General features: G+C 34.5%; 18 protein-coding genes. 7 read left to right on the top strand and 11 right to left on the bottom strand.

The window, feature by feature from the left end:
• Window positions 1-52: 52 nt before the first annotated feature.
• The 6 genes from HZF24_RS02220 to HZF24_RS02195 form a co-directional block, all read right to left on the bottom strand.
• Window positions 53-937 (bottom strand): LysR family transcriptional regulator, encoded by an 885-nt coding sequence (locus HZF24_RS02220; RefSeq protein ID WP_179236620.1) that lies wholly within the window; start codon window positions 935-937, stop codon window positions 53-55.
• Between the two features lie 133 nt (window positions 938-1,070).
• The gene (locus tag HZF24_RS02215) at window positions 1,071-2,288 is read right to left on the bottom strand and encodes a stalk domain-containing protein (protein WP_179236619.1); all 1,218 of its coding nucleotides are present in this window, start codon (window positions 2,286-2,288) and stop codon (window positions 1,071-1,073) included.
• Between the two features lie 126 nt (window positions 2,289-2,414).
• On the bottom strand, window positions 2,415-3,194 hold the full coding sequence (locus tag HZF24_RS02210) for an ABC transporter permease (protein WP_179236618.1): 780 nt from the start codon (window positions 3,192-3,194) through the stop codon (window positions 2,415-2,417).
• A gap of 18 nt (window positions 3,195-3,212) precedes the next feature.
• A complete protein-coding gene (locus tag HZF24_RS02205) occupies window positions 3,213-3,995 on the bottom strand; it encodes an ABC transporter permease (RefSeq protein WP_179236617.1) in 783 nt (260 codons plus the stop codon).
• A 13-nt stretch (window positions 3,996-4,008) separates the two neighbouring features.
• On the bottom strand, window positions 4,009-4,983 hold the full coding sequence (locus HZF24_RS02200) for an ABC transporter ATP-binding protein (RefSeq protein ID WP_179236616.1): 975 nt from the start codon (window positions 4,981-4,983) through the stop codon (window positions 4,009-4,011).
• A 168-nt stretch (window positions 4,984-5,151) separates the two neighbouring features.
• Window positions 5,152-6,252, bottom strand: a complete 1,101-nt coding sequence (locus tag HZF24_RS02195; RefSeq protein ID WP_179236615.1) for an ArsR/SmtB family transcription factor — start codon at window positions 6,250-6,252, stop codon at window positions 5,152-5,154.
• A 260-nt stretch (window positions 6,253-6,512) separates the two neighbouring features.
• Between HZF24_RS02195 and HZF24_RS02190 the strand changes: the two genes are divergently transcribed.
• From HZF24_RS02190 to HZF24_RS19320, 7 genes are all read left to right on the top strand, one after another.
• Window positions 6,513-7,496, top strand: coding sequence for a biotin--[acetyl-CoA-carboxylase] ligase (locus HZF24_RS02190; RefSeq protein ID WP_322790708.1), 984 nt, complete (start codon window positions 6,513-6,515; stop codon window positions 7,494-7,496).
• Window positions 7,493-8,044: a biotin transporter BioY gene (locus HZF24_RS02185; protein WP_246345911.1), complete on the top strand. Its 552-nt coding sequence runs from the start codon at window positions 7,493-7,495 to the stop codon at window positions 8,042-8,044. Before HZF24_RS02190 ends, HZF24_RS02185 begins: the two co-directional genes overlap by 4 nt.
• A gap of 185 nt (window positions 8,045-8,229) precedes the next feature.
• On the top strand, window positions 8,230-8,802 hold the full coding sequence (locus tag HZF24_RS02180) for a carboxypeptidase-like regulatory domain-containing protein (protein ID WP_179236613.1): 573 nt from the start codon (window positions 8,230-8,232) through the stop codon (window positions 8,800-8,802).
• A 2-nt stretch (window positions 8,803-8,804) separates the two neighbouring features.
• Entirely contained in the window at window positions 8,805-10,211 is a 1,407-nt protein-coding gene (locus tag HZF24_RS02175; RefSeq protein WP_179236612.1) for a peptidoglycan-binding domain-containing protein, read from the top strand.
• Window position 10,212: 1 nt separating this feature from the next.
• Window positions 10,213-10,638 (top strand): hypothetical protein, encoded by a 426-nt coding sequence (locus HZF24_RS02170; protein WP_179236611.1) that lies wholly within the window; start codon window positions 10,213-10,215, stop codon window positions 10,636-10,638.
• 10 nt (window positions 10,639-10,648) lie between these two features.
• Window positions 10,649-11,167 (top strand): peptidoglycan-binding domain-containing protein, encoded by a 519-nt coding sequence (locus HZF24_RS02165; RefSeq protein ID WP_179236610.1) that lies wholly within the window; start codon window positions 10,649-10,651, stop codon window positions 11,165-11,167.
• A gap of 35 nt (window positions 11,168-11,202) precedes the next feature.
• On the top strand, window positions 11,203-12,648 hold the full coding sequence (locus HZF24_RS19320; protein ID WP_179236609.1) for a peptidoglycan-binding domain-containing protein: 1,446 nt from the start codon (window positions 11,203-11,205) through the stop codon (window positions 12,646-12,648).
• A 52-nt stretch (window positions 12,649-12,700) separates the two neighbouring features.
• Here HZF24_RS19320 and HZF24_RS02155 read toward each other — a convergent pair whose 3' ends face one another.
• The 5 genes from HZF24_RS02155 to HZF24_RS02135 all read right to left on the bottom strand — a co-directional run bounded on the left by HZF24_RS02155 (window position 12,701) and on the right by HZF24_RS02135 (window position 20,639).
• On the bottom strand, window positions 12,701-14,557 hold the full coding sequence (locus HZF24_RS02155) for an HD domain-containing phosphohydrolase (RefSeq protein ID WP_179236608.1): 1,857 nt from the start codon (window positions 14,555-14,557) through the stop codon (window positions 12,701-12,703).
• A 128-nt stretch (window positions 14,558-14,685) separates the two neighbouring features.
• Window positions 14,686-15,168, bottom strand: a complete 483-nt coding sequence (locus tag HZF24_RS02150) for a universal stress protein (protein ID WP_179236607.1) — start codon at window positions 15,166-15,168, stop codon at window positions 14,686-14,688.
• A 228-nt stretch (window positions 15,169-15,396) separates the two neighbouring features.
• The gene (locus HZF24_RS02145; protein WP_179236606.1) at window positions 15,397-15,849 is read right to left on the bottom strand and encodes a hypothetical protein; all 453 of its coding nucleotides are present in this window, start codon (window positions 15,847-15,849) and stop codon (window positions 15,397-15,399) included.
• Window positions 15,850-15,943: 94 nt separating this feature from the next.
• Complete coding sequence (locus HZF24_RS02140) at window positions 15,944-19,435, bottom strand: AAA family ATPase (RefSeq protein ID WP_179236605.1); 3,492 nt, start codon at window positions 19,433-19,435, stop codon at window positions 15,944-15,946.
• A complete protein-coding gene (locus HZF24_RS02135) occupies window positions 19,422-20,639 on the bottom strand; it encodes an exonuclease SbcCD subunit D (protein WP_179236604.1) in 1,218 nt (405 codons plus the stop codon). The genes HZF24_RS02140 and HZF24_RS02135 overlap by 14 nt, the downstream gene beginning before the upstream one ends.
• Window positions 20,640-20,696: the final 57 nt, after the last annotated feature.

Raw genomic sequence — 20,696 nt, 5'->3', positions numbered from 1 at the left:
GGCATTATCAAAGCAAAAAATGCCCGGCATATTCAACTATACCGAGCAATAATCATCTAAATTCTTCCTGCAGCCTTTTTAAGAAAACTTCTGTTGACTTTGAAAAGACCTGATATTTTTTCCAGACTATATGCCATTGAGCTTCAAGTCCTGGCTCCAGCGGTCGGAAGCATAATACGCTTTCCTCCGATGTGCTGACAATTTTATCAAGACACAGGGCACAACAGATATTGTCCTTTACCAAAAGGGATGCATTGTAAAGAAGTGTGTATGTACCTACAATATTCAGCTTTTCATAATCGTCCATCATCCAGTTTGAAAACGCATTGTCAGTTAATCGTTGACTTGAGCTGATAAGAGGTATACCTTGTAAATCACATGCCTCAATGTAATCTTTCTTTGCCAGAGGATGATCCTTACGCATGAGAAGTCCCCATGTATCAGCTTCAGGTAACAAAATTGAATCATACTTTGAGATATTAGACGGTTCAGCAAGGACACCAAAGTCTATCAATCCATTATCCAGTCGCTCGGTCACATTATCTGCATTTCCACTGAAAAAGTGAAAATGAATGTCAGGATGCTCTTCTCTGATATCTTTAATTACCTTGGACAACAGACTGATTACGTGGGTTTCTCCGCTGCCGATATATATGTCACCGCTTATGCTTTCTCCCGGTGCCACAAGCTCTGATTCCGTTTTTTCCACCAGGTCCAGTATTTCTTCTGCCCGCTTACGAAGAAGCATACCTTCTTCTGTCAATGTGATAGATCTGTTACCACTGCTGCGCAGGAACAGCTTTACACCCAATTCTGATTCTAATTCCATTAGCTGTCGTGAAAGTGTAGGCTGGGTTACATGAAGGATTTTCGCAGCATTTGATATATTTTCCTCTCTGGCAACAGCCAGAAAATAACGTAACACTCTTATATCCATAAGTTTTTCCTCCACTAATATATGTTTTATATTACCACAAGCGATAATGCCTTTCAAGCTAATAACGTCACAAATTTGACATATAAAATACCGGCACAAGTTATTTTGTACCGGTGTTTATACATAAATCTCATTATTCGAAATCGAATGCGTCGATTACCCATTTTTCATCGTATTTTTTAATGTTTAATGTTATGGGCTTACCGACCGCTATGCCGCCTTCCTTAAGCTCAGCACTTGTAAGTTCAATTATGTTGCCTTTAACCTCATATTCATCTTCGGATAGTTTTTCAATTTCCAAAATATCTATCCTTTCCGGCCAAGGGCTTGAAAGCAATCTGCCCGGTGCTTTTGCAGGATTATCAAGCCAATCTTCTATAAGCTTTGACGTAACGTATTCACAGTAATATTTCTCCATATTTTCTTTAATTATATCCTCGGGTGCTAATAATGAAACCATTTTTAACTGTCCGCCGAAATTCTGAACTAAATTTATTACTTCATTTCTTTCTGCCTCATCGCTCAGTTCGTTGCCGGACAAATCCCATTGAATGTTCACAATGTTGTTTTTATCAAATTTCAGCATCTTGTTTGGGAATGTCAGTGCCTGTGTCACAATGCTGTCTTTATCAGGTGAATTCAATATTGCATTAATATATGCAGTACCTGGAGTTACTTCGGTGATGCTGTCTATGGACAGGCTATAACCTCCTGTCGGCTTTTCCCCTGCAGATAAAAGAACATACATCCATTCATCATCCATCAGAAAATAAATTCCCTTTGACATGTAATTTTCGTTGTATAGATTTAATAAAAGCTCATTGTTTAATATGGTTTCCCTGTCAACAATTTCAAATTCTATCGGTCTTTCAACTGCCATAACATCACCTTCCTCTTTAACCTGAGCGGCACGCTGCCAATTATCCCACTGTACGTAAAAGCCTAAATTTTCTGCAACAAATCGCAGCGGCACGAAGTATACTGAATCAACATTTACAGGCGGCATATTTATTTCAGCTTCCTTCTCTGTCAATGTACCGCCGTCATTATTAATTACCTTGGCTGTATTTTTGCCTGTCTGCATTTCTATTATAATATCTTCCTTGTATATTTTAATATAACCCGTATTTAAATCTGTTTCAATCCTTGCATCTAATTTTTCTACGAATTCCAAAGGTATCATGATGCGGTCATTTTCAATAAACGGTTCATCCTTCAATTTTATCCATTCATTATTAAGATGTATTTTTATATCCGAATTTATATTTAAGCTATATGATAAGCCGAATACTGTACTTGTTGAAATAGTTATACAACACAATCCTATAACTAATACTCTTTTCATATTCATATTGACCTCCTATATTATAATAATATTAGTTTATTACTTTATTAGACTGATTAATTTAATTTTTGTTCCAATTTTTTTTGCAATATTATTAAGGGAATTTTAGGGGGGGAGCGTTAGGGACGGATTTTAAAATAACTCTAATGTTGCATTTTTTTTGGCTGTTTTTTCTGCGATTTTAATGACAAAATAACTAATTACATAAAATATAATGCCTACAAGCATTTCTTCTAATAATAACCATACGAATTTATATGTATCATATCCACCAAACAGCATATTTGCCGACTCTATGCTTCGTGTCAGAGGTATGATTTTTGATATTACTTGAAGTGTTTGTGGAAGCTGTGTTATAGGGAAATTCGCTCCGCTGAATATTATTAATATATTTGCTACTAAATTTAGTATAAAATGCATGGAATCTGTTATTAAACCAAATGATGATAAAAACAATGAAAATCCGGTCATTGAAAACATTCCTACTATAATTACAAATAAGAACAGCCATAAATTGATTGATGTAAAATCAACATTAAATATCAGGCTTCCTATCATAAACCCGAAAAATACAGTAATAACCGAAATTATCGCCGGAAAAAATCCCTTCTCCAAAACTATTAACAATTTGCTTACCGGAGATATAATTATTGACCTGATTCTGCCGGTATATCTTTCTTCATCAAATGCTGATCCCAAAGCAAATATACATATATTTGTGCATAGTAAAAACGAATTGCCTACAACCCATTTTGCAAGATTATTTGTATTGAAGCTATAAGCTGCCAATATACAGTAAAATGCTAATGTAATCAGCGGATATAAAGATTCAAGCAATAAAAATTCTTCAAAAGAAATTGCTGCATATCTTATTTTAAAGCTTAACCATGCTTGATTTATAAATCTTTTCATATTTACCTCCATTATTTCTTATTGCATTTCCAATGTTCCCAGTTTTCTAACTTGTTTATTTATTATTTTATAAAGTAAAATTACAATAATCACATAAATTCCTGTGATAAAAACAAGTTTATAAAATGTATCTAAGAATATGGATGCTTCAACTTCACCCGCAACACTCATCCTCAGAAGTTTTACAGCCCATGTAGGCGGTAATGAAAAGCTTATTTTCTGAACCCAATTTGGCAATATGTCTACGGGGAAAACAAATCCACAGACTAAAATTACCGGATATTCAATTAAATTCATGTATAATGTTGTCTTTCTTGACAATGTCAGTAAATAAGCTAAAAATATTGCTATAACTGCAAAGCTTAATATCATTGAAATAAAAGAAATAAGGAATTGATAAGCCTGTGGGGCATAGAAATTACCTTTGAAAAACAACCTTGCCGCAGCAAATGAAACAGCAAATGTAATCAGCGATAGAATTGTATTGCCAAGTATCTTTCCAATTATAACTAGTCTGAAATCTGCAGGGGCCGTATAGATTATCGAAAGAGTTCCGTACCATCTTTCTCTGTTGATATCTCCTGCCGATGAAAAGCAGATGCAGCTCCATATACCCATGAGACCGGCTCCAAGTATTACATAATTTATAAAATTAATTTGTCCGGAATTAATAAACATTTCATACAGAAGTATAGTATTTACCAAAGGATTTGCTAATAAGCAAAATCTAAACATAGGGCGAACAAATGAATTTTTCATTTGCAATGTCATGGTTGTCCATAAAACCTTTAAATTTTTCATAATGGCCTCCATTTTATCGTGATGCTTCCACAAGCTTGATATATACATCCTCTAAGGTTAATTCCTTTTGATTGAAAGATAATATTTTCAAGCCGCTTAACGAGTTCAATATATTCCCGCTTATATCTGCATCTTCTAAATATTTTATAATAAGCTTAATGCCCTTGTCTGTATCTGCTTTCTCGACGGAACGAACACTTTCAAGTTTTTCTATAACATCAATTGTCTCATTAGTTACTTTTTCTAAAACTATTTCTATAGTGTTCATTCCACTTATAATATTTCGTAGTTCTTGAGGTGTTCCAAGTGCTACAAGGTGTCCGTTATTTATGATAGCAATTCTATCGCATAACTCATCAGCCTCATAAAGGTAATGTGTTGTAAGCATTATAGTTTTACCATCTGTTTTTAGCTTTCTGATAATATTTCTTAGGATTTTTGCACCTAAGGGATCTAAGCCGATTGTAGGTTCATCCATAAAAATAATCTCAGGATCATTTATAAGGCCTCTTGCTATTTGAAGCCTTTGGACCATTCCTTTAGAGAATGTTTCCACTAATACATCTGCCTTATTTTTTAAATCTACTAATTCCAACAGTTTATCAATCTGCTTATTTGCCTTAGCTTCATCCATATAATATAGATTAGCAAAATATTTCAGATTATCTCTTGCCGACAGCCTTTTATAAACTCCCATTTCGCCGCCGAAGATGAAATTAATTTTATCTCTGAATTCCTTTTCTTCTCCGTATGTGTTATAGCCTAACACTTTACAAGTTCCTGAACTAGGTGCGAGCAGAGTTATAAGCATTTTAATTATAGTGGTTTTTCCGGCTCCATTTTGCCCTAAGAGTCCAAAAATTTCACCTTTTTTTACTTCAAATGAAATGCCGTCTACGGCCTTAACAATTTCTTTTTTCCTCTTAATCCAACCCTTTGTTATAACAAATTCACGCTTCAGGTCTTTTAATTCAATTAAGTTCTGCATTATTATAGATTCCTTCCTGTTGGTATCAAAGGTTAATAAATAGTTTTATATTTCGATATTAATCTAATTAGATAAATATAGTATAATTTTGATTTAATTTTTTGTCAACAAAAAACTACTAAAATTTTTAATTGAATTTTAGTAGTTTTTATTTTAATTATTTAATATTTATTCCTTAAACAATTCACTCAGATACTTAATAAGGTCATCCAAAGAATTTGTATTTATACTATAATATTTGGAATTTTTAACCCTTTCTTCATTTAAAAGGCCTGCTGTACTCAGCTGCTCTATATGATGGGAAAGAGTTGAATTAGCAATATTTAAGTTCTTTGCTAAATCCACTCCAATCATCGGACCGCTTTTTCGTAAAATTTCTATGATTTTTAATCTGCTTTCGTCTGATATAGCTTTTAGTTTATTAATCGCATCAGTATTTGTAAACTCATTTTTTCCAATTGAATAAATTAATGCCTGATAATCATAGAAAAATCTCATGGCTTTATAGGGTGAAAATACACTTGGTATAAATATAAATTTTTTATATGGACCTCTGTTTTTAAAGGTTTTCCCCATAATTTGCTGTGACACCTCTAAAGGTTCTTCTTTTCCTATACTTTTTTCGAATTTCTTTCTTTCATCATCAAAAATATTATTGATATATTCAATTCCATTTTCAAATTCTGTACCTTGCAAAGCTCTGGCACAACTGAAGAAATCTCTTATAAACATTTCTCTGTTATCAATAAGTGTCTTAAGTCCAATAAAGCTCTTAGTTATATAATTGTTTTTTTCGTATAATTCGCTTAACTTATAAGAATCATGTATAGCAGCCTTTATAATGTCTTTATCAATATCCTCTGAAAAAAGTTTATAGAAAAAGATATCAGCTTCCATATCTAAAAGGTATTTTTCATATTCAACTAAATTTTCGAAATCATTTATCGGAAAATTTAGTTTTTGGCTATCATATAAAAAAAATTCTGATTTTGAATCATCATTAAATAAACAATTAATCTCCTGGTTATTATATAAATCTTTTCTATTAAACAAAAACTCTAAAAGCGGCATACCGCTGTATTTTAGTTCATTTAAGATTTCATGCAAAAATCTATATTTTTTTTTAATTTCTTCTATAAATTCTAAGTTATAGAATTCTAAATATCTCTTATTACCTTCATCAAAAAAAATGCTTGAAATTAAGCTAACCATCTCTATGTTTTTCGAATTATATAAATAGCAATCCTTTGTAATTTCAATCAAGCTCATGATTTTTTATTCCTTAATATCAAATTTTCGAGCAGAAGTTAAAAAAACTCTTTATTTATGCTATCGTATTATTTACCTGCTGTCAATAGTATTATGCTGCTAATCCCAGCTCCAAAGAGCGAATTTATTGTATAGTATCTTGTCATAGAAAGGGGGATATTGTTAACCGTAATGAAATTTAGGTTGACAATACTTTATGCTATAATTTATAATAATGTAAGATTAGTACTTTTCAGAAAATAAAAGTTTTTAAAATAGAGGTGTCAATATTGTCTGTTAAAAATGATGTTTTACATATGCTGGAACAAAATAAGGGTAAAAGCATTTCAGGTCAGGAATTGGCAGAAAATCTGGGCGTTTCAAGAACTGCCGTATGGAAAGCAATAAATTTACTGAAGGAAGATGGCTTCCTGATTGAAGGAATATCCAACAAGGGTTATTCCCTGGCCATTTCTTCTGATTTGTTATCGTCAGAGGGTATTCGTCTTTATCTGAAGGATGAATATAAGGAACTGCCCGTTAAAGTATATAAATCTATAAATTCTACAAATACGGAAGCCAAATTGATGATAATGAATAATGCTGTTCACGGTACTGTTATACTCGCTGAGGAACAGCTGTCCGGCAAGGGACGTATGGGAAGAGGCTTTTATTCTCCTCCAGAATCAGGTATTTACATGAGTATCATATTGAAGCCGAAACTCAATATGAATGATTCTGTACTGATAACTACTGCTGCCGCAGTTGCCGTTTCACTTGCCATAGAAAAAACAACGGGTATTGTAACACAAATCAAATGGGTCAATGACATTTATTTAAATGACAAAAAGATATGCGGAATTTTAACAGAGGCCGTTACAGACATGGAAAGCGGAACTATCGAAAGCGTTGTGGTCGGCATAGGACTAAATATAAAAACAGAATCGTTTCCTGTAGATATAGAAAATACTGCAGGCTCCATATTTAAAATCGGCGAAACAAAATTTATAAGAAATCAATTAAGTGCGGAAATCATAAACAATGTTTTATCTGTCTTAAATGATATTTCCAGCAGAAAATTTATTGAAATATATAAAGAACGGTCCATGATTTTAGGTGAAAGAATAAGATACTTCAGGGATAATCAGTGGTTTGAAGGCTATGCGCAGGATATTGACTCTAATGGTGCACTCATAGTCTTTCACGATAATGGACATAAAGAAATACTAAACTCAGGAGAAATTACCGTAAGGAGAAGCTTATGACAACTATGAAATTAAGTACGAAAGATATTACTCAAATAGGTATGTTTACCGCATTGACGGCAATTGGAGCCTTTGTAAGTATACCGGTGGGACCGGTACCAATAACCTTACAATCTTTCTTTGTATTGTTATCGGGAATTATTTTAGGTTCAAAAAAAGCAATGTATTCACAAATTGCATATTTATTGTTAGGTTTGTCCGGACTTCCTATCTTCTCCAATTTTACCGGTGGATTTCAGGCAGTATTTAAGCCGAGCTTTGGATTTTTAATAGGGTATATCACAATTGCTTTCTTAATCGGAAAAATTACAGAATCAAAATCAAATAATACTAATAATTTAATTCTTGCCGTGTTTTTAGGTACGGTTGTTCTATACATCATAGGTATCCCCTACATGTATTATATTTTAAATATTATGCTTGATAAAAATTTAAATATTATGCAAGTTTTAAATATGGGAATGTTTATGTTTATTCCCGGAGATACAGTCAAAGCTGCTTTGGCAGTTTATGTGGGGAAAAAGATAAAGGGATATAAAGGGATATAAAACGCTTTGTATTCTCAATATAGGTTGTTGAAATAAGTTCATCCTGCTTCGTCGCCGTAACGGTGACGAAGCAGGCGGTCATTTTCAGCGACCTGTTTTTTTTTGCGCTAAACATATTCATACTATCTGCATATAATAAATATTATTATAATACATGATGCTGCAATTAATTTAAGTAGAAGGGTGTGACTATTAAGTTGCGAAAAAGAAATTTAATTTTTTTACATGAATCAAATTTAAATATTTTCCCATTCAGAAAATTAAATACACAATTTCCCGAAGGTGATGCTCCTGCAGTCCCTGCTCCACCTGAGGAAGTACCTGTTCAGGATGTCACGCAAGAAGAAGAAACAGGAGCCGTATCCGTAGGAGTTTATACCGCTTCACGCGCATTACCTGTACAAGATGCGGTAGTAACAGTATTTCATGTGGATGAAAACGGAGATGAGCATGTGCTGGCTCATTATGTAACAGACCGTAACGGACGAATTCCTGATATAATCCTGCCTGTTATTTATAATCCTTCCGATCCTATGGAAAGCACTGAATTTTATTTCAGCACCTATAACCTAAGAGTACAGGCATTTAACTATTATACACAAAATGTGCTGGATATACGGGTTTTTCCGAATACTACCACAAGATTCAACATTGATCTGATACCGGTTGCCGCAGGAGTACCAAGTGATGCAGCTCCTGAACAAACTATTGTTATTCCTCCAAGCCCGGCAGATTTTTCTAATGTAGGAGGTGCTTAATAATGAGTATACAAGTTCCGGGACTTACGGAAGTAGTGATACCAAGTACCATAACAGTTCATTTGGGGCCTCCCGATCAGGAGGCGGAAAATGTTACTGTACCGTTTATAGACTATATTAAAAATGTAGCATCAAGCGAACTGTATCCGACCTGGCCCGAAAATGCATTGCGTGCCAATATTTATGCAATTATATCGGTGGCATTAAATAGGGTTTTTACTGAATGGTACAGGTCGCAGGGATATAATTTTGATATTACGAATACGACTCAATATGATCAGGCCTTTGTAAACAACAGAGGTATCTTTGACAATATTTCCGAAATAGTTGACCAGATATTTGACAGTTACATTGCCAGACAGGGGCAATTAGAGCCGTTATTTGCACAGTTTTGCGACGGGCGAATAGTTCAGTGTCCCGGTTTGTCTCAGTGGGGAACTGTTAATTTAGCGGAACAGAATTTAACACCTTATAACATTCTTCAATATTATTATGGAGAAGATATAAACATAATGACTGACACCCCGTTAGTTGATCTTATAGAAACCTTTCCGGGACCCTTAGTTCTCGGAGACAACAATCCTTATGTATTATCTATGCAAATTTCGCTGAATACTATTGCAACAAACTATCCTGCTTTGCCAAGAATCCCGAATCCAACCGGAACCTTTGATGAAGCGACAGAGGCAGCAGTACGTACATTCCAAAGTATTTTTAACCTTCCGGTTACCGGTGTAGTGGATAAAGCAACCTGGTATCGGATAAGAAGAATATATATAGCCGTTACTAGTTTGGCCGAATTAACCTCAAGAGGAATAGGAATAGGCGAAATACCCGAATTTACTCCCACCCCTATAGAAGGAGTAGTACCGCGAGTCCAGATAGTACAATATTTCCTCAATGTTTTGTCGGCTTTTTATAACACTATACCTTCAGTTGATATAAGCGGTATTCTGGATACTCATACAAGAAATGCGATTATGGAATTCCAAAAAACTTTCAACTTGCCTGTAACCGGAATTGTAGACGAATCAACCTGGAATACAATGTACAACAACGTTATAGGAATATTGGATACGTTACCTCCTTCAGCCATAGCTCTTCCCAGCTTATTATGGCCGGGAACAGTTTACAGCTTAGGTTCCGAAGGACCGGCAGTATATCTTATTCAACAATACTTATCTTATATTGCTTCTGTTTTAGAAGGATTGCCGCCAACAGTTCCGGACGGTATTTACGGTCCTATGACAGAGGAAGCCGTAAGAGCATTCCAGCAATATTTTGGCATCGATGTAACAGGGGTTGTAGACCAATATACCTGGGACAGAATTGTTTTGATTTATCGCCAATTAAGGTTTGGAAACGCTCGGAGTGAAGGTCAATTCCCGGGCAATAATATTGGAGGTTAATATGCACCATAAGCCGTATTATGTAAAAAATTTAATAAAAAAATTGGAAGCAAACGTTGGATATATTGACGTCAATACATCTACAGGATTAGGTGCAATCCCTATAGGCAATGCCGAAGTTTCTGTATACGTATGGAACGAACAGGAAGGGGAAACACTCATAAGGACATTTACCACTGATGAAAGCGGTAAGGCGCCCAGAATTGAACTTCCCGTGCTGCTTTCAAATATAGATTTATCAGGAGAGGGAAGGACGCAATACCATTTAGTTGTTCGTGCACCGAACTATCATACAGTGATAATAATAAATGTTGAAATTTATCCTAACATCGCAAATCAATTCAATGTAAACTTAACCCCGTTAAGACCCGATGAGACCCATCGCGATGAGCGGGTCGATATTCCTATACAAACAAAAAATAAGTAAGGAGGTAAATATGAAAAATAGATTAGCCGCTGCAAATCCTGTTTTAGAAATTCAGCTCTACTTAAATGATATAGCGCAAGTACATCCTGAAATTCCCTTAGTATATCCCACCGGAAGATATGACGACAGAACTCGTAATGCAGTTACAGAATTTCAAAAATTTTTTTCATTGCCTGTGACAGGTGTAGTTGATTTGGAAACATGGAATAAAATTCTCAGTGAGCATAAAAGATGTTCTCATTGTATCAATACTCCAAGCACCGTAGCTTGCTTTCCAAGCAATATAACGGAATTTAAATTGGGAGACCAGAATAATTTTATATATATACTGCAAATTGTGTTAAACAATTTTAAAAGAAAATATGTTAACTATGTGGAGGTTCCTATAACAGGAATTTTCGATGAAAAAACCGAAGAAGCTGTTAAACAGTTTCAACGAATGAGCGATCTTCCTGTTACAGGCGTATTAGACCGGGAAACATGGAATACTTTGAATTTGATAAATAGTACCTGCCGTCTATATGATTAAAGAATAGTCATAAAATTTACTGAGGAGATTATAAGGTGCACATTAAGAAATTGAAAAATAAAAATAAAGTTATACATGCTTTGCAGGAAATAAATATTCCTCCAAGTATACCGGTAATTTCAATACCTACAAATATAACTGTTCATTTAGGTGCGCCAGGAGATGATGCCGAAAATGTAACGGTCCCTTTTATTGATTATATTAAGAATGTGTCTTCGAGCGAATTATATCCTACATGGCCTGATAATTCCTTAATTGCAAATATAATTGCTATTACATCTGTTACATTAAACAGAGTTTATACTGAATGGTACAGATCAAGAGGTTACAATTTTGATATCACTAACGATACCCGTTATGACCAGGCATATGTACATAACAGAGGTATTTTTGACAGTATATCACTTATAACAGATAGAATTTTTAATTATTATATAGCCAGAACAGGGCAAACCTTCCCCATTTATGCAAGATTTTGCGACGGAAGGATATCCGTATGCGATGGATTGCAGCAATGGGGAACGGTGGAATTAGCCGATGCCGGATATATTCCTGAAGAAATACTAAAATACTATTACGGTGAAAATATTGAAATTATAACGAACGCACCTCAAACCGATGTTCCGAGCACCTATCCCGGAGAACCGCTTTCATTAGGTGATTCAAGCTTAAATGTCCTGAAAATGCAAGGTTATTTGGAAAGAATCAGACGTAATTATCCCGCAATATCCGCTATTTCACCAATTGATGGTTTTTTTGGAGAAACGACTGAAGCTGCCGTAAAAACTTTTCAAAATGTTTTTCAATTGCCGCAAACCGGCGTTATAGATGAAGGGACGTGGTACAGAATAATCCGAACTTATACTGCGGTTACCAAATTAGCTGAATTATCAACAGAAGGATTACTGTTTAACGAATTATACGGCATAACATCCGGACAATTTTTAGAAGGTGATGTGAGGCCGGGAGTCGATCTGTTACAATTTGCTTTAAATGTTTTATCGGCATTTTACAACACAATTCCTGCTGTCCCGATTACATCAGTATACGATTATCAAACAAGAGATGCCGTTTTGCAGTATCAAAAAACTATGGACTTAGCACAAACGGGTATTGCCAATGAAGAAACAATAAATTCGATATATAGGACTATAATGGGCATATTGGAAGCAATTCCTCCCGAAGAGGTGTATATTCCTATTTTGCAATGGCCAGGTATAATATATTCATTAGGATATGAATCTCCCGGAGTTTATGTGATTCAAGAAATGTTATCTTATATTTCATTAATAATACCTGCAATCCCTTATATTGAACCCAATGGTATATATGACGAAAATACCCAAAGTGCTGTTACAGTATTTCAAAGCTTAAATGGTTTAGAACCTACCGGAACAGTGGATGAACGAACATGGAATTTAATAGTAAGCGTATACAGACAGCAAAGGTATAGTGGAGTCGCAACTTTACCAACCTTGTAGGCTGAGTGATATTATTATGCTCAAGATGATACAAACGAGCTTTTTCATCAGCCTAAGGGGAGGTTATCAAATCAATAAATACTTCAACTATATCAGGATCAAATTGTGAGCCGGAACACCGTTTTAATTCAGCCGCGGCCTCATCAATACTCATATTTTTCTTATACGGCATACCGTAAATCATATCATCATAAGCTTCAGCTATTGCAATAATTCTTGCCTGAATTGATATTTCCTCACCCTTGAAACCGCCGGGATAACCATTACCATCCCATCTTTCATGATGCTTAAGCACATAATCCGCGATTTCCGAATAATCATTGGACGTACTGAGCATTCTGTACCCGATTTCAGGATGCCTTTTTAGTTCATTGTATTCCTCATAACTTAATCTTTGAGGTTTATTAAGAATATTTTCATCAATTCCCATTTTACCTATATCATGCATTATTCCCGCTAACTTAACTTGTATTGTTTTTTCTTTATCAAAATTAAGCCTTAATGCAATTTTTTCGCAGATTTCACCGACTCTCTTAGAATGGAGCATCTCTCTGTTGCTTTTTTCATACAATGTGTTCATTATAATTTCAATTGTTTTGTTTCGTATGCAGGAGCTTTCATATAGCTTGTGTCTGTACATACGTGCTTCGGCAGATTTAAATACATCATTGAAGCTTTCTTCAATTCTTCTTTTGGTTTTATATCCAAAAGAAATTGAAACGTCAATTCCTCTGACCTTTTCTTTCAGCGCCAGAGAATTTATATTTTTAATAATTTCGACTGCCTTCCATGATTCTGTATTAGGTAAGATTATCAAAAATTCGTCGCCGCCTATCCTCACTAGCTTATCCGTGTTTCTGCAGCAGCCGGCTCTTATTACATCCGTGGCTTTTTTCAATAAATCATCACCTACTGAGTGACCAAACGAATCGTTTGTAAGCTTTAAACCATTCACGTCAGCTAAAATAACCGACATCGGAAGATTTTTTTCGACATCAATTTCTTTAAGATTTTCATCAAAATATCTTCTGTTATAAAATCCTGTCAGCTGGTCACGATAGCTTAAATACAAAACTTCTTCCTGCTTATTCCTTTTTGCGGTTATATCAGTGTGAGTACCGCTGAGCAGTAACGGGCTGCCATCTTCTGTCCATGATATCACCTTGCCTCTGTCTTGTATCCAAACCCAGTGACCGTCTTTATGTCTCATACGGTATTCGTCATCATAGCAATCTATCTTTTTATTATAAAGAAGCATATCCTTGTTCAGCTCCTGTTGTAAATCATCAGGGTGGACCAATCCTATCCATGTATCCTCATTAATTGGAGACAGCTCTTCAAGTGTATATCCCAAAATGCTTGCCCATCTTTCGTTGTAAATACGCTCACCTGTCTGCATATTTAACTCCCATGTACCAATATCAGTTGCCTCAATTATGTTTTCCATACGCCTTCTTGCGTTTTCCAGCTCAATCGTATGAAGTTTCTCTTTTGTTATATCTATTAGATAAGTTACCAAAAATTTTCTGCTAGGTGCTTTTAAATGAATCTTGTACCATTTGTTAACATGTTTATTATATATTTCAAATTCCTGCTGCTTACCCTTGTATATTGCCCTGGCCGCATGCAGCATAAGCTGTTCTGTTTTTTTATTATCAATGCATTCAAAGAATACAGATATATTTTCTCCTATTAATTCCTTTGATTTTAATCCCGACTTCTCTTCAAATATTGAATTAACTTCTATAAATTTATAATCATAAGGTTTATTATTTTCATCATAAATAATTTCAAAAAACGCATATCCGATTGGTAAATCCAAAAATAAGCTTTTGTATGAATTTTCATCAAAGTCGTATTTATTATTTGCTGTATACGTTTGCCGATTTAGCAATGCATTTTTTGTCATTATTCTACCTCCATTAAATTATTAATAATTATCAATATTTAGTATATTGTATCATATTATTCCATATTTTTCAATATTAAGTTATAAAAAAAACCACCTTGTATAAGGTGGAATAGCCCGATTTAAATTTATGGTTCAAAAGCGCTTCTTATCACTAAGACAGGGCTTGGAGCTTCTGCTATTACTCTTTGAGTAACAGACCCGACAAAAAATCTTTTCATTTTAGAAAACCCTCTGCTTCCCATGACTATAAGGTCAAAATTACCACTTTTAGCCTGCTCTATTATTTTTAAATACGGTTCTCCTACCAATACCTCTGTTTCTACCCTGATTCCGTTAAAATCAAGACGTGATATTATCTGGCTCAAAAGCTTTTCCGAGCTTTCAACATAATTGCTTTCCAACTTCTTTTCTAATTCTTCATTGATAATTATTGAGCCATCTACTGCACCCCATAAATTTTCATTTCTGTCTTTTCTTTTGTTTTCAGATGATTTTACCACAGATATCAATTTTATATACGAGTTATTATTTCTTGCTATCTCAATAGCCTTTTTCACGGCAGCAATTGATGCATTAGAACCATCAATAGGAACTAATAACCTTTTCATATGCATCCCTCCTCTTTTTATAATTATATCATAATTATATCCAAATTGGTATTATTTAAACAAAAATCACTCAAAAGAGTAATCAGATTGATGACAAAGTCATCAATCTGATAGGCGAAATTTGCCCTAACCCCGTTTCTCAGAGTCTTTTTTCTGAGAATAGAGGTAGGGCATTCGCAAAGAATTCCCAATGTTTGTAACCAAAGGGAACTAAAACTTTCTTGAGTGCTATTCAACAACCGGCTTGGCAAGATGCTTAAATATAATCCTTACTATATTATATATTGCTATCGTTATTACAACCCACTCTACAAGGAACAGCCAAAAGTAACCCAGTTCAGCCATATACAGCTTAATTCCCGTATATATTGAACCCAAAGCAGTTAATCCATAAACCGATTCGTTATTAAACTGTTTTTTTCTTGCAATAAAAATGTATAATAGAGCTAAAACAAACCATATTACATAATCCCTTATCAATAAAAGTACATATTTTATTTCATCTAAGTTCATTGAATCACTCAAAAGACCGAATATTATGTCTATTATCCAAAATGTTGTTATTATTATGAAAACAAATAATCCTATAGTTAATATATTATTTATCGATTCCTCTTTGTTTAAAGGCTTTAACAGTTTACCGGATAGCTTATTGATTAACTTAGTTTTAAACCTTTTCATTAAAATCCCCCTAATCATATATAAATTTGTCCTTATATAAATATATATTTAATAAGCAATATATATGACTAAATGCAATTTTTTTTTAGAAAACCTAGCTAATTTCTATTTTTACCTTGCTTCCGCCCATGCCTGCTACGGCCGGGGTTACAATAAGCTTAAGAGGTACCCTGCCTTTAATCGACTCAACGTGACTGATAATCCCCACAGACAGCTTATCGTTATGGATTTTTTCAAGTGAATCCATAACCACTTCTAACAGATTGTCATCAAGTGTGCCAAAGCCCTCATCCAAGAAAAAAAGTTCGAGAGGTGCCGTACCCTTTAGCTGAATCTGGGAAGAAAGAGCAAGTGCAAGAGCTAAGGATGCAACAAAGGTTTCTCCGCCCGAAAGTGTCGATGCATCTCTCTGAGCTCCACCATTCTTATAATCCCTGATAAGAAACTTACTATCCTGATCAACCTCTAATCCGTATGTGCCGCCGGAAATTTCTTTTAATCTCCTGCCTGCTTCTATCGACACATATTTAAGCTGATTGGCAGCTACAAATTCAACAAATTTTTTGCCTCTGAATAATTTCTCCAAGTCTCTTAACAAAGCCAATTTATGAGATAAGTCTCCTTTATTTTTTTCAAGTTCTTTTTTGTAAGTTAATTTTTCTGCCGCTTTTTTGGCTTCAGATTCAAGTATTATTTTTTCTTCATTTAATTTATCAAGCATTTCAGCCTTTTCACTTTTCATATTCCGGATATTGACCCACTGCTCTTCTGTCAGGAATCTGCCGTTAAGCTTATTTTTTAAATTTATGGATGCACCTCTTATTTGTGCTAAGGAATTTATATAAGCATCAATTTGCTTTTTGAAATTATCTAATTCGAATTTTTGTACATATTTAATTTTTGCCTCTTCAGCATCCTTTAAGCCCTCTTCCTCCAAGACATTTTTAAGCGAAGAGTTATCCTTTTCGCACCTTTCCTTTAAGCTTATGAGATTCCCCTGTGCTGACATTATTTCATTATTACAATCTTTAAATTGCGTTTCTGCAGCTTCTCTGCTTTTCTCAAGCTTTTCATATTCTTCTGATATCTGATTAATTAAAGCGGATATCTGTTCTTTTGCATCTTCTAAATCCTCGATACCACCGGACTTATTTTTTATACTTTCCGTCTTTTCATCAATGCTTTTATTCTTCTCGTAAATTGTTGTATGCATCTCTTTAAAAAATATTTTGAGCTCATTTAATTTGTTTAATGATTTATCCTTTAATCCAAGTTCTGTTTTTAAACTCTCGCGATGCTCCTTTATTTCCTTTTCAAGCAAGCTGCGTTCATTTTCCTTGTTGTTGATTTCTTCTTTCACTTTTACGAAATCGACAATTTGGAGCTCAGCTTTGACCTTATTCAGTTCTTTTTTCTTTTCCTCAGCTTCATCACTTTTAAGCTTAAGTTCATCCCCCAGCTTTTTTAGCTGAACTCTATTATGGTCTATGGAACTTGTTATCTTATTATATTTCAATAACAATTTGCTTTTTTCTTCCGATAAAGTCCTTATATTTTTTTCAAGCTTAGATTTATCATCGTTGTATCTATTGACTTCTATGATTTGTTTCTGGAAGTCATTTTTTAAATTCTCTAAAGATACTTTTTTATAATCTTCACCCAACTCATTCAACTTAGCTTCGCTTTGTTTTATAATATTTTCTTCTGTAACTAAATTAGTTTGAATTTTGATTATTTCTGCCGTTAATTTCTTTGCTTTTTCTTCTTTGGCATTCAAGCTGTTCCTGTATGTTTCAACATTGAAATCAAATTTTTCTAATTTAATATTTTCCTGATGATGAGATGTTGAACCGCAAACAGGACATACCTCCCCGTCTGAAAGCTCCTGTCTCAATATATGAGCGATATTTTCAGCTTCCTGTCTTTTTAATACGTCCTTTGATGACTCTATTTCTTTACTCAGGACAAGCGCTTCATCTTCCTTAGTTTTTAGCTCGATTTTCAATACATCGGTGTTATTCCTGGCTTTATTGATCAATTCGGTAAATTCCTTATTCTTTTCCCATTTATTTTTTACTTCGTCCAAATTTTCTTTTAATTTTAATAATGTATTTTGGTCTCCGGGACATTTTTCGTTTATGACATTTAGCGCTCTTTCATTACTTTTTAACAATTCATCCTTGTCATTTAATTCTTTGGAGCACATTTCACTTAAAGTTGATTCCTCATTTAGAATATCGCTTATTTCTTTTATTTCTTTGCTTATTTTATTTGTTTGACCGATTAGATTGTCATAGGAGCTTATAAGTAAAAAACCGGCATTAACTTTATCCTTAAATTCTTCAGCTACCTTCAATTGCTCGAATTTGCTTTCCTTGCTGTTAATATTGTCATTTAACTTTAAAATATTATTTTCACTTATCAATAATTGCTGATTTGCATTTTTTATTTCTTCTTCTGTTTTATTTTTAGATTCCTCAAGCCGGAGTTTTTCCGCAGTTAATTTTCCCAGAACACTTTTCTCTTCTATTGCATCAAGGATTTTCTGCTCCTTTACCTTAATAACAGGCAGGTTAATATCTTTTTTATTCTTCGCTTCAACATACAACTGTTCTACACTGTTTTTGTGGTTTTCAATTAATAACGCTTTTTGCTTCAGCTCTGACACTGTTTTAGAAACCGCTTCAATTTGTTTAAGTGTATTTTCGTAAGCTTCGATATAGGGCTTAACCTTGAGTGCACTTTCCCCTTTAATTACTCTGTTGTTAAGTTCTTTAATTTCATTTTCCTGTTCTTTCAGGGATTTTTCCTTCTCATCAATGGATATAAGCTCTTTTTGTAAATCCCATACTTCCTTGCCCTCGTTATATTCTTTTTCGGCCGATGCCAATTCCATAGAAAGATTTTCAATTTGTATTTTTGTTTCATTAAGCAGCTTTTCCGTACTTTCAAGAATTTCATCGCTTACATTCTCAAAGCCCTTCAATTCTCCCTCAAGTACATTCAGGCTTTGTACATCTTTACCGATTCTTAAAGAAAGTTTATTGGAAAGCTTGTCTCCGTATTTTTGAAGATTAAACAATCTCTCAAGCATTTCCCTTCTTTCCTTGCCCTGAAGCTTCAAAAACTCGCTGAAATTACCTTGTGGAAGAACCACCGTTCTCGTAAAGTCGTCTACCTCCAAGCCGATAATTTCCCTGCATTTACTGTCTACCTGCCTTACCATATCTTCCAGAACAATTTCATCCGAAGTAATATCAATAATTTTTGCCGATCGTGTCTTTATACTTCCGGATTTATCTCTTTTAAATTCTCTTTCAACTCTGTAGCGCTTTGCATCCTTTTCTGTTATCTGGAATTCAAAGCATACATTCATAGTATCGCAGTTAATATTCATAAAATTGGAGCTGTCTCTTGGCACGCAGCCGTATAAGCTCAGTATAATACCGTCAAGTATGGTTGATTTACCGCTGCCTGTAGGTCCGAAAATGCCGAATAATCCCCTTTCGGTCAATCTTTCAAAATTGACCTCCTGCAATTCAATAAAACTGTTAAGTCCTTTTATTTTAAGGTTAAGCGGTTTCATTTTCGGATTCCTCCTCATTCAATATTGATAACAATATATCTACCACCTCGTCATCCGGCTCCACATTTCTTTCCTTCATATAAAAACCCCTGAATATTTCTTCGAAAGATTTTTCCATATCAAGGTTGATTTCTTCCATTTCAACAGCTGATATCTTCGGTGCAATTTCAAGAATGTCTTTTTTTAGAACCTTCATCATTTTTATCTCATCTTCTCTTAAGTATCTGTCTGTAGTAATTTCGAGGTAAACCCAGCAATCCTTGTCCTTATTTTCCTCACACATATCTATTGCTTTTTCGATGCTTTCGCATTTCCAGATTTCAATCGGCTTATATATCTTAAATTCCAATTCATCTATACTACATTCTTGCCCTACATGCACATCCAGAACGTAGCATTTTTTCTTAAAGCTTATTTCTTTCTTGTTATAATGAATCGGCGAACCGGCATATCTCGCTTTTTTGTTTGTTCCCGGCACGATCTGAGGTTTATGTATATGACCCAATGCAATGTATTGGGCTTTTTCCGGGAAACAGCTTCCATCAACAATTATGCTTCCTCCAAGCTGTGCATTTCTTTCCGAGCCGGCCTCTTCACTTCCCATTGCAAACAAATGTGACACCGCTATGTTTATGGTATCATCCCTGTATTTTTCGTTAAGCGAGGAAAATAAAAGTTTCATTCTGTCCCCGTAAGATTTTACTCTTTCTTCTTCATTATCCATTGCAGCGTAAAGCACTTCATTTAACCTTTTTTCAGAAGGATACGGAACAGTAATTATAACGGCTTTTTCTCCGTTAATTTCTATCTCCACATAGCCTTCTCCGGCATCAATCACACGATGCTTTCCATATTCACCTATATCAGCTACAGACTTTGGTGTACCAAGCATTATGATCCCGTGGTCTCTTGCAAGAGGTCCTGCCGCAACCAACCTTTCGGGATTATCATGATTGCCCGCAATTACCAAAGTAATTCTTTCTCCGTCAGCCGAAAGCTTTTTCAATGTATCATAAAACATTTTTTCGGCTCTTGCAGGAGGGTTTGCGCTGTCATAAACGTCTCCGGCTATTATAATCATATCTATGTTATGTTCTTTAACTATTTCTATAAAGTCGTTCAAAAAGCTTTCCTGCTCGTCCATTCTGCTCACGCCTTCCAAGCTTTTGCCCAAATGCCAGTCCGAAGTATGCAATATTCTCATTTGTATCCTCCTCGTTTTGTAAATATCGTCATTGTTATGAATAACTCATATCGTCCG

The sequence above is a fragment of the Sedimentibacter hydroxybenzoicus DSM 7310 genome, assembly GCF_013403245.1.
Taxonomy (GTDB): Bacteria; Bacillota; Clostridia; order Tissierellales; family Sedimentibacteraceae; genus Sedimentibacter; species Sedimentibacter hydroxybenzoicus.
The sequence above is the reverse complement of the archived record's forward strand: the minus strand, read 5'-3'. Positions and strand labels throughout refer to the sequence as shown.

Excerpts from the sequence above, each read along its gene's own strand:
- HZF24_RS02145 (WP_179236606.1), bottom strand. The coding sequence starts at position 15,849 with ATGAAAAGGTTTAAAACTAAGTTAATCAATAAGCTATCCGGTAAACTG.
- HZF24_RS02200 (WP_179236616.1), bottom strand. The coding sequence starts at position 4,983 with ATGCAGAACTTAATTGAATTAAAAGACCTGAAGCGTGAATTTGTTATA.
- HZF24_RS02150 (WP_179236607.1), bottom strand. The coding sequence starts at position 15,168 with ATGAAAAGGTTATTAGTTCCTATTGATGGTTCTAATGCATCAATTGCT.
- HZF24_RS02210 (WP_179236618.1), bottom strand. The coding sequence starts at position 3,194 with ATGAAAAGATTTATAAATCAAGCATGGTTAAGCTTTAAAATAAGATAT.
- HZF24_RS02155 (WP_179236608.1), bottom strand. The coding sequence starts at position 14,557 with ATGACAAAAAATGCATTGCTAAATCGGCAAACGTATACAGCAAATAAT.
- HZF24_RS02185 (WP_246345911.1), top strand. The coding sequence starts at position 7,493 with ATGACAACTATGAAATTAAGTACGAAAGATATTACTCAAATAGGTATG.
- HZF24_RS02165 (WP_179236610.1), top strand. The coding sequence starts at position 10,649 with ATGAAAAATAGATTAGCCGCTGCAAATCCTGTTTTAGAAATTCAGCTC.
- HZF24_RS02135 (WP_179236604.1), bottom strand. The coding sequence starts at position 20,639 with ATGAGAATATTGCATACTTCGGACTGGCATTTGGGCAAAAGCTTGGAA.
- HZF24_RS02215 (WP_179236619.1), bottom strand. The coding sequence starts at position 2,288 with ATGAATATGAAAAGAGTATTAGTTATAGGATTGTGTTGTATAACTATT.
- HZF24_RS02220 (WP_179236620.1), bottom strand. The coding sequence starts at position 937 with ATGGATATAAGAGTGTTACGTTATTTTCTGGCTGTTGCCAGAGAGGAA.
- HZF24_RS02140 (WP_179236605.1), bottom strand. The coding sequence starts at position 19,435 with ATGAAACCGCTTAACCTTAAAATAAAAGGACTTAACAGTTTTATTGAA.
- HZF24_RS02175 (WP_179236612.1), top strand. The coding sequence starts at position 8,805 with ATGAGTATACAAGTTCCGGGACTTACGGAAGTAGTGATACCAAGTACC.
- HZF24_RS02170 (WP_179236611.1), top strand. The coding sequence starts at position 10,213 with ATGCACCATAAGCCGTATTATGTAAAAAATTTAATAAAAAAATTGGAA.
- HZF24_RS02205 (WP_179236617.1), bottom strand. The coding sequence starts at position 3,995 with ATGAAAAATTTAAAGGTTTTATGGACAACCATGACATTGCAAATGAAA.
- HZF24_RS02195 (WP_179236615.1), bottom strand. The coding sequence starts at position 6,252 with ATGAGCTTGATTGAAATTACAAAGGATTGCTATTTATATAATTCGAAA.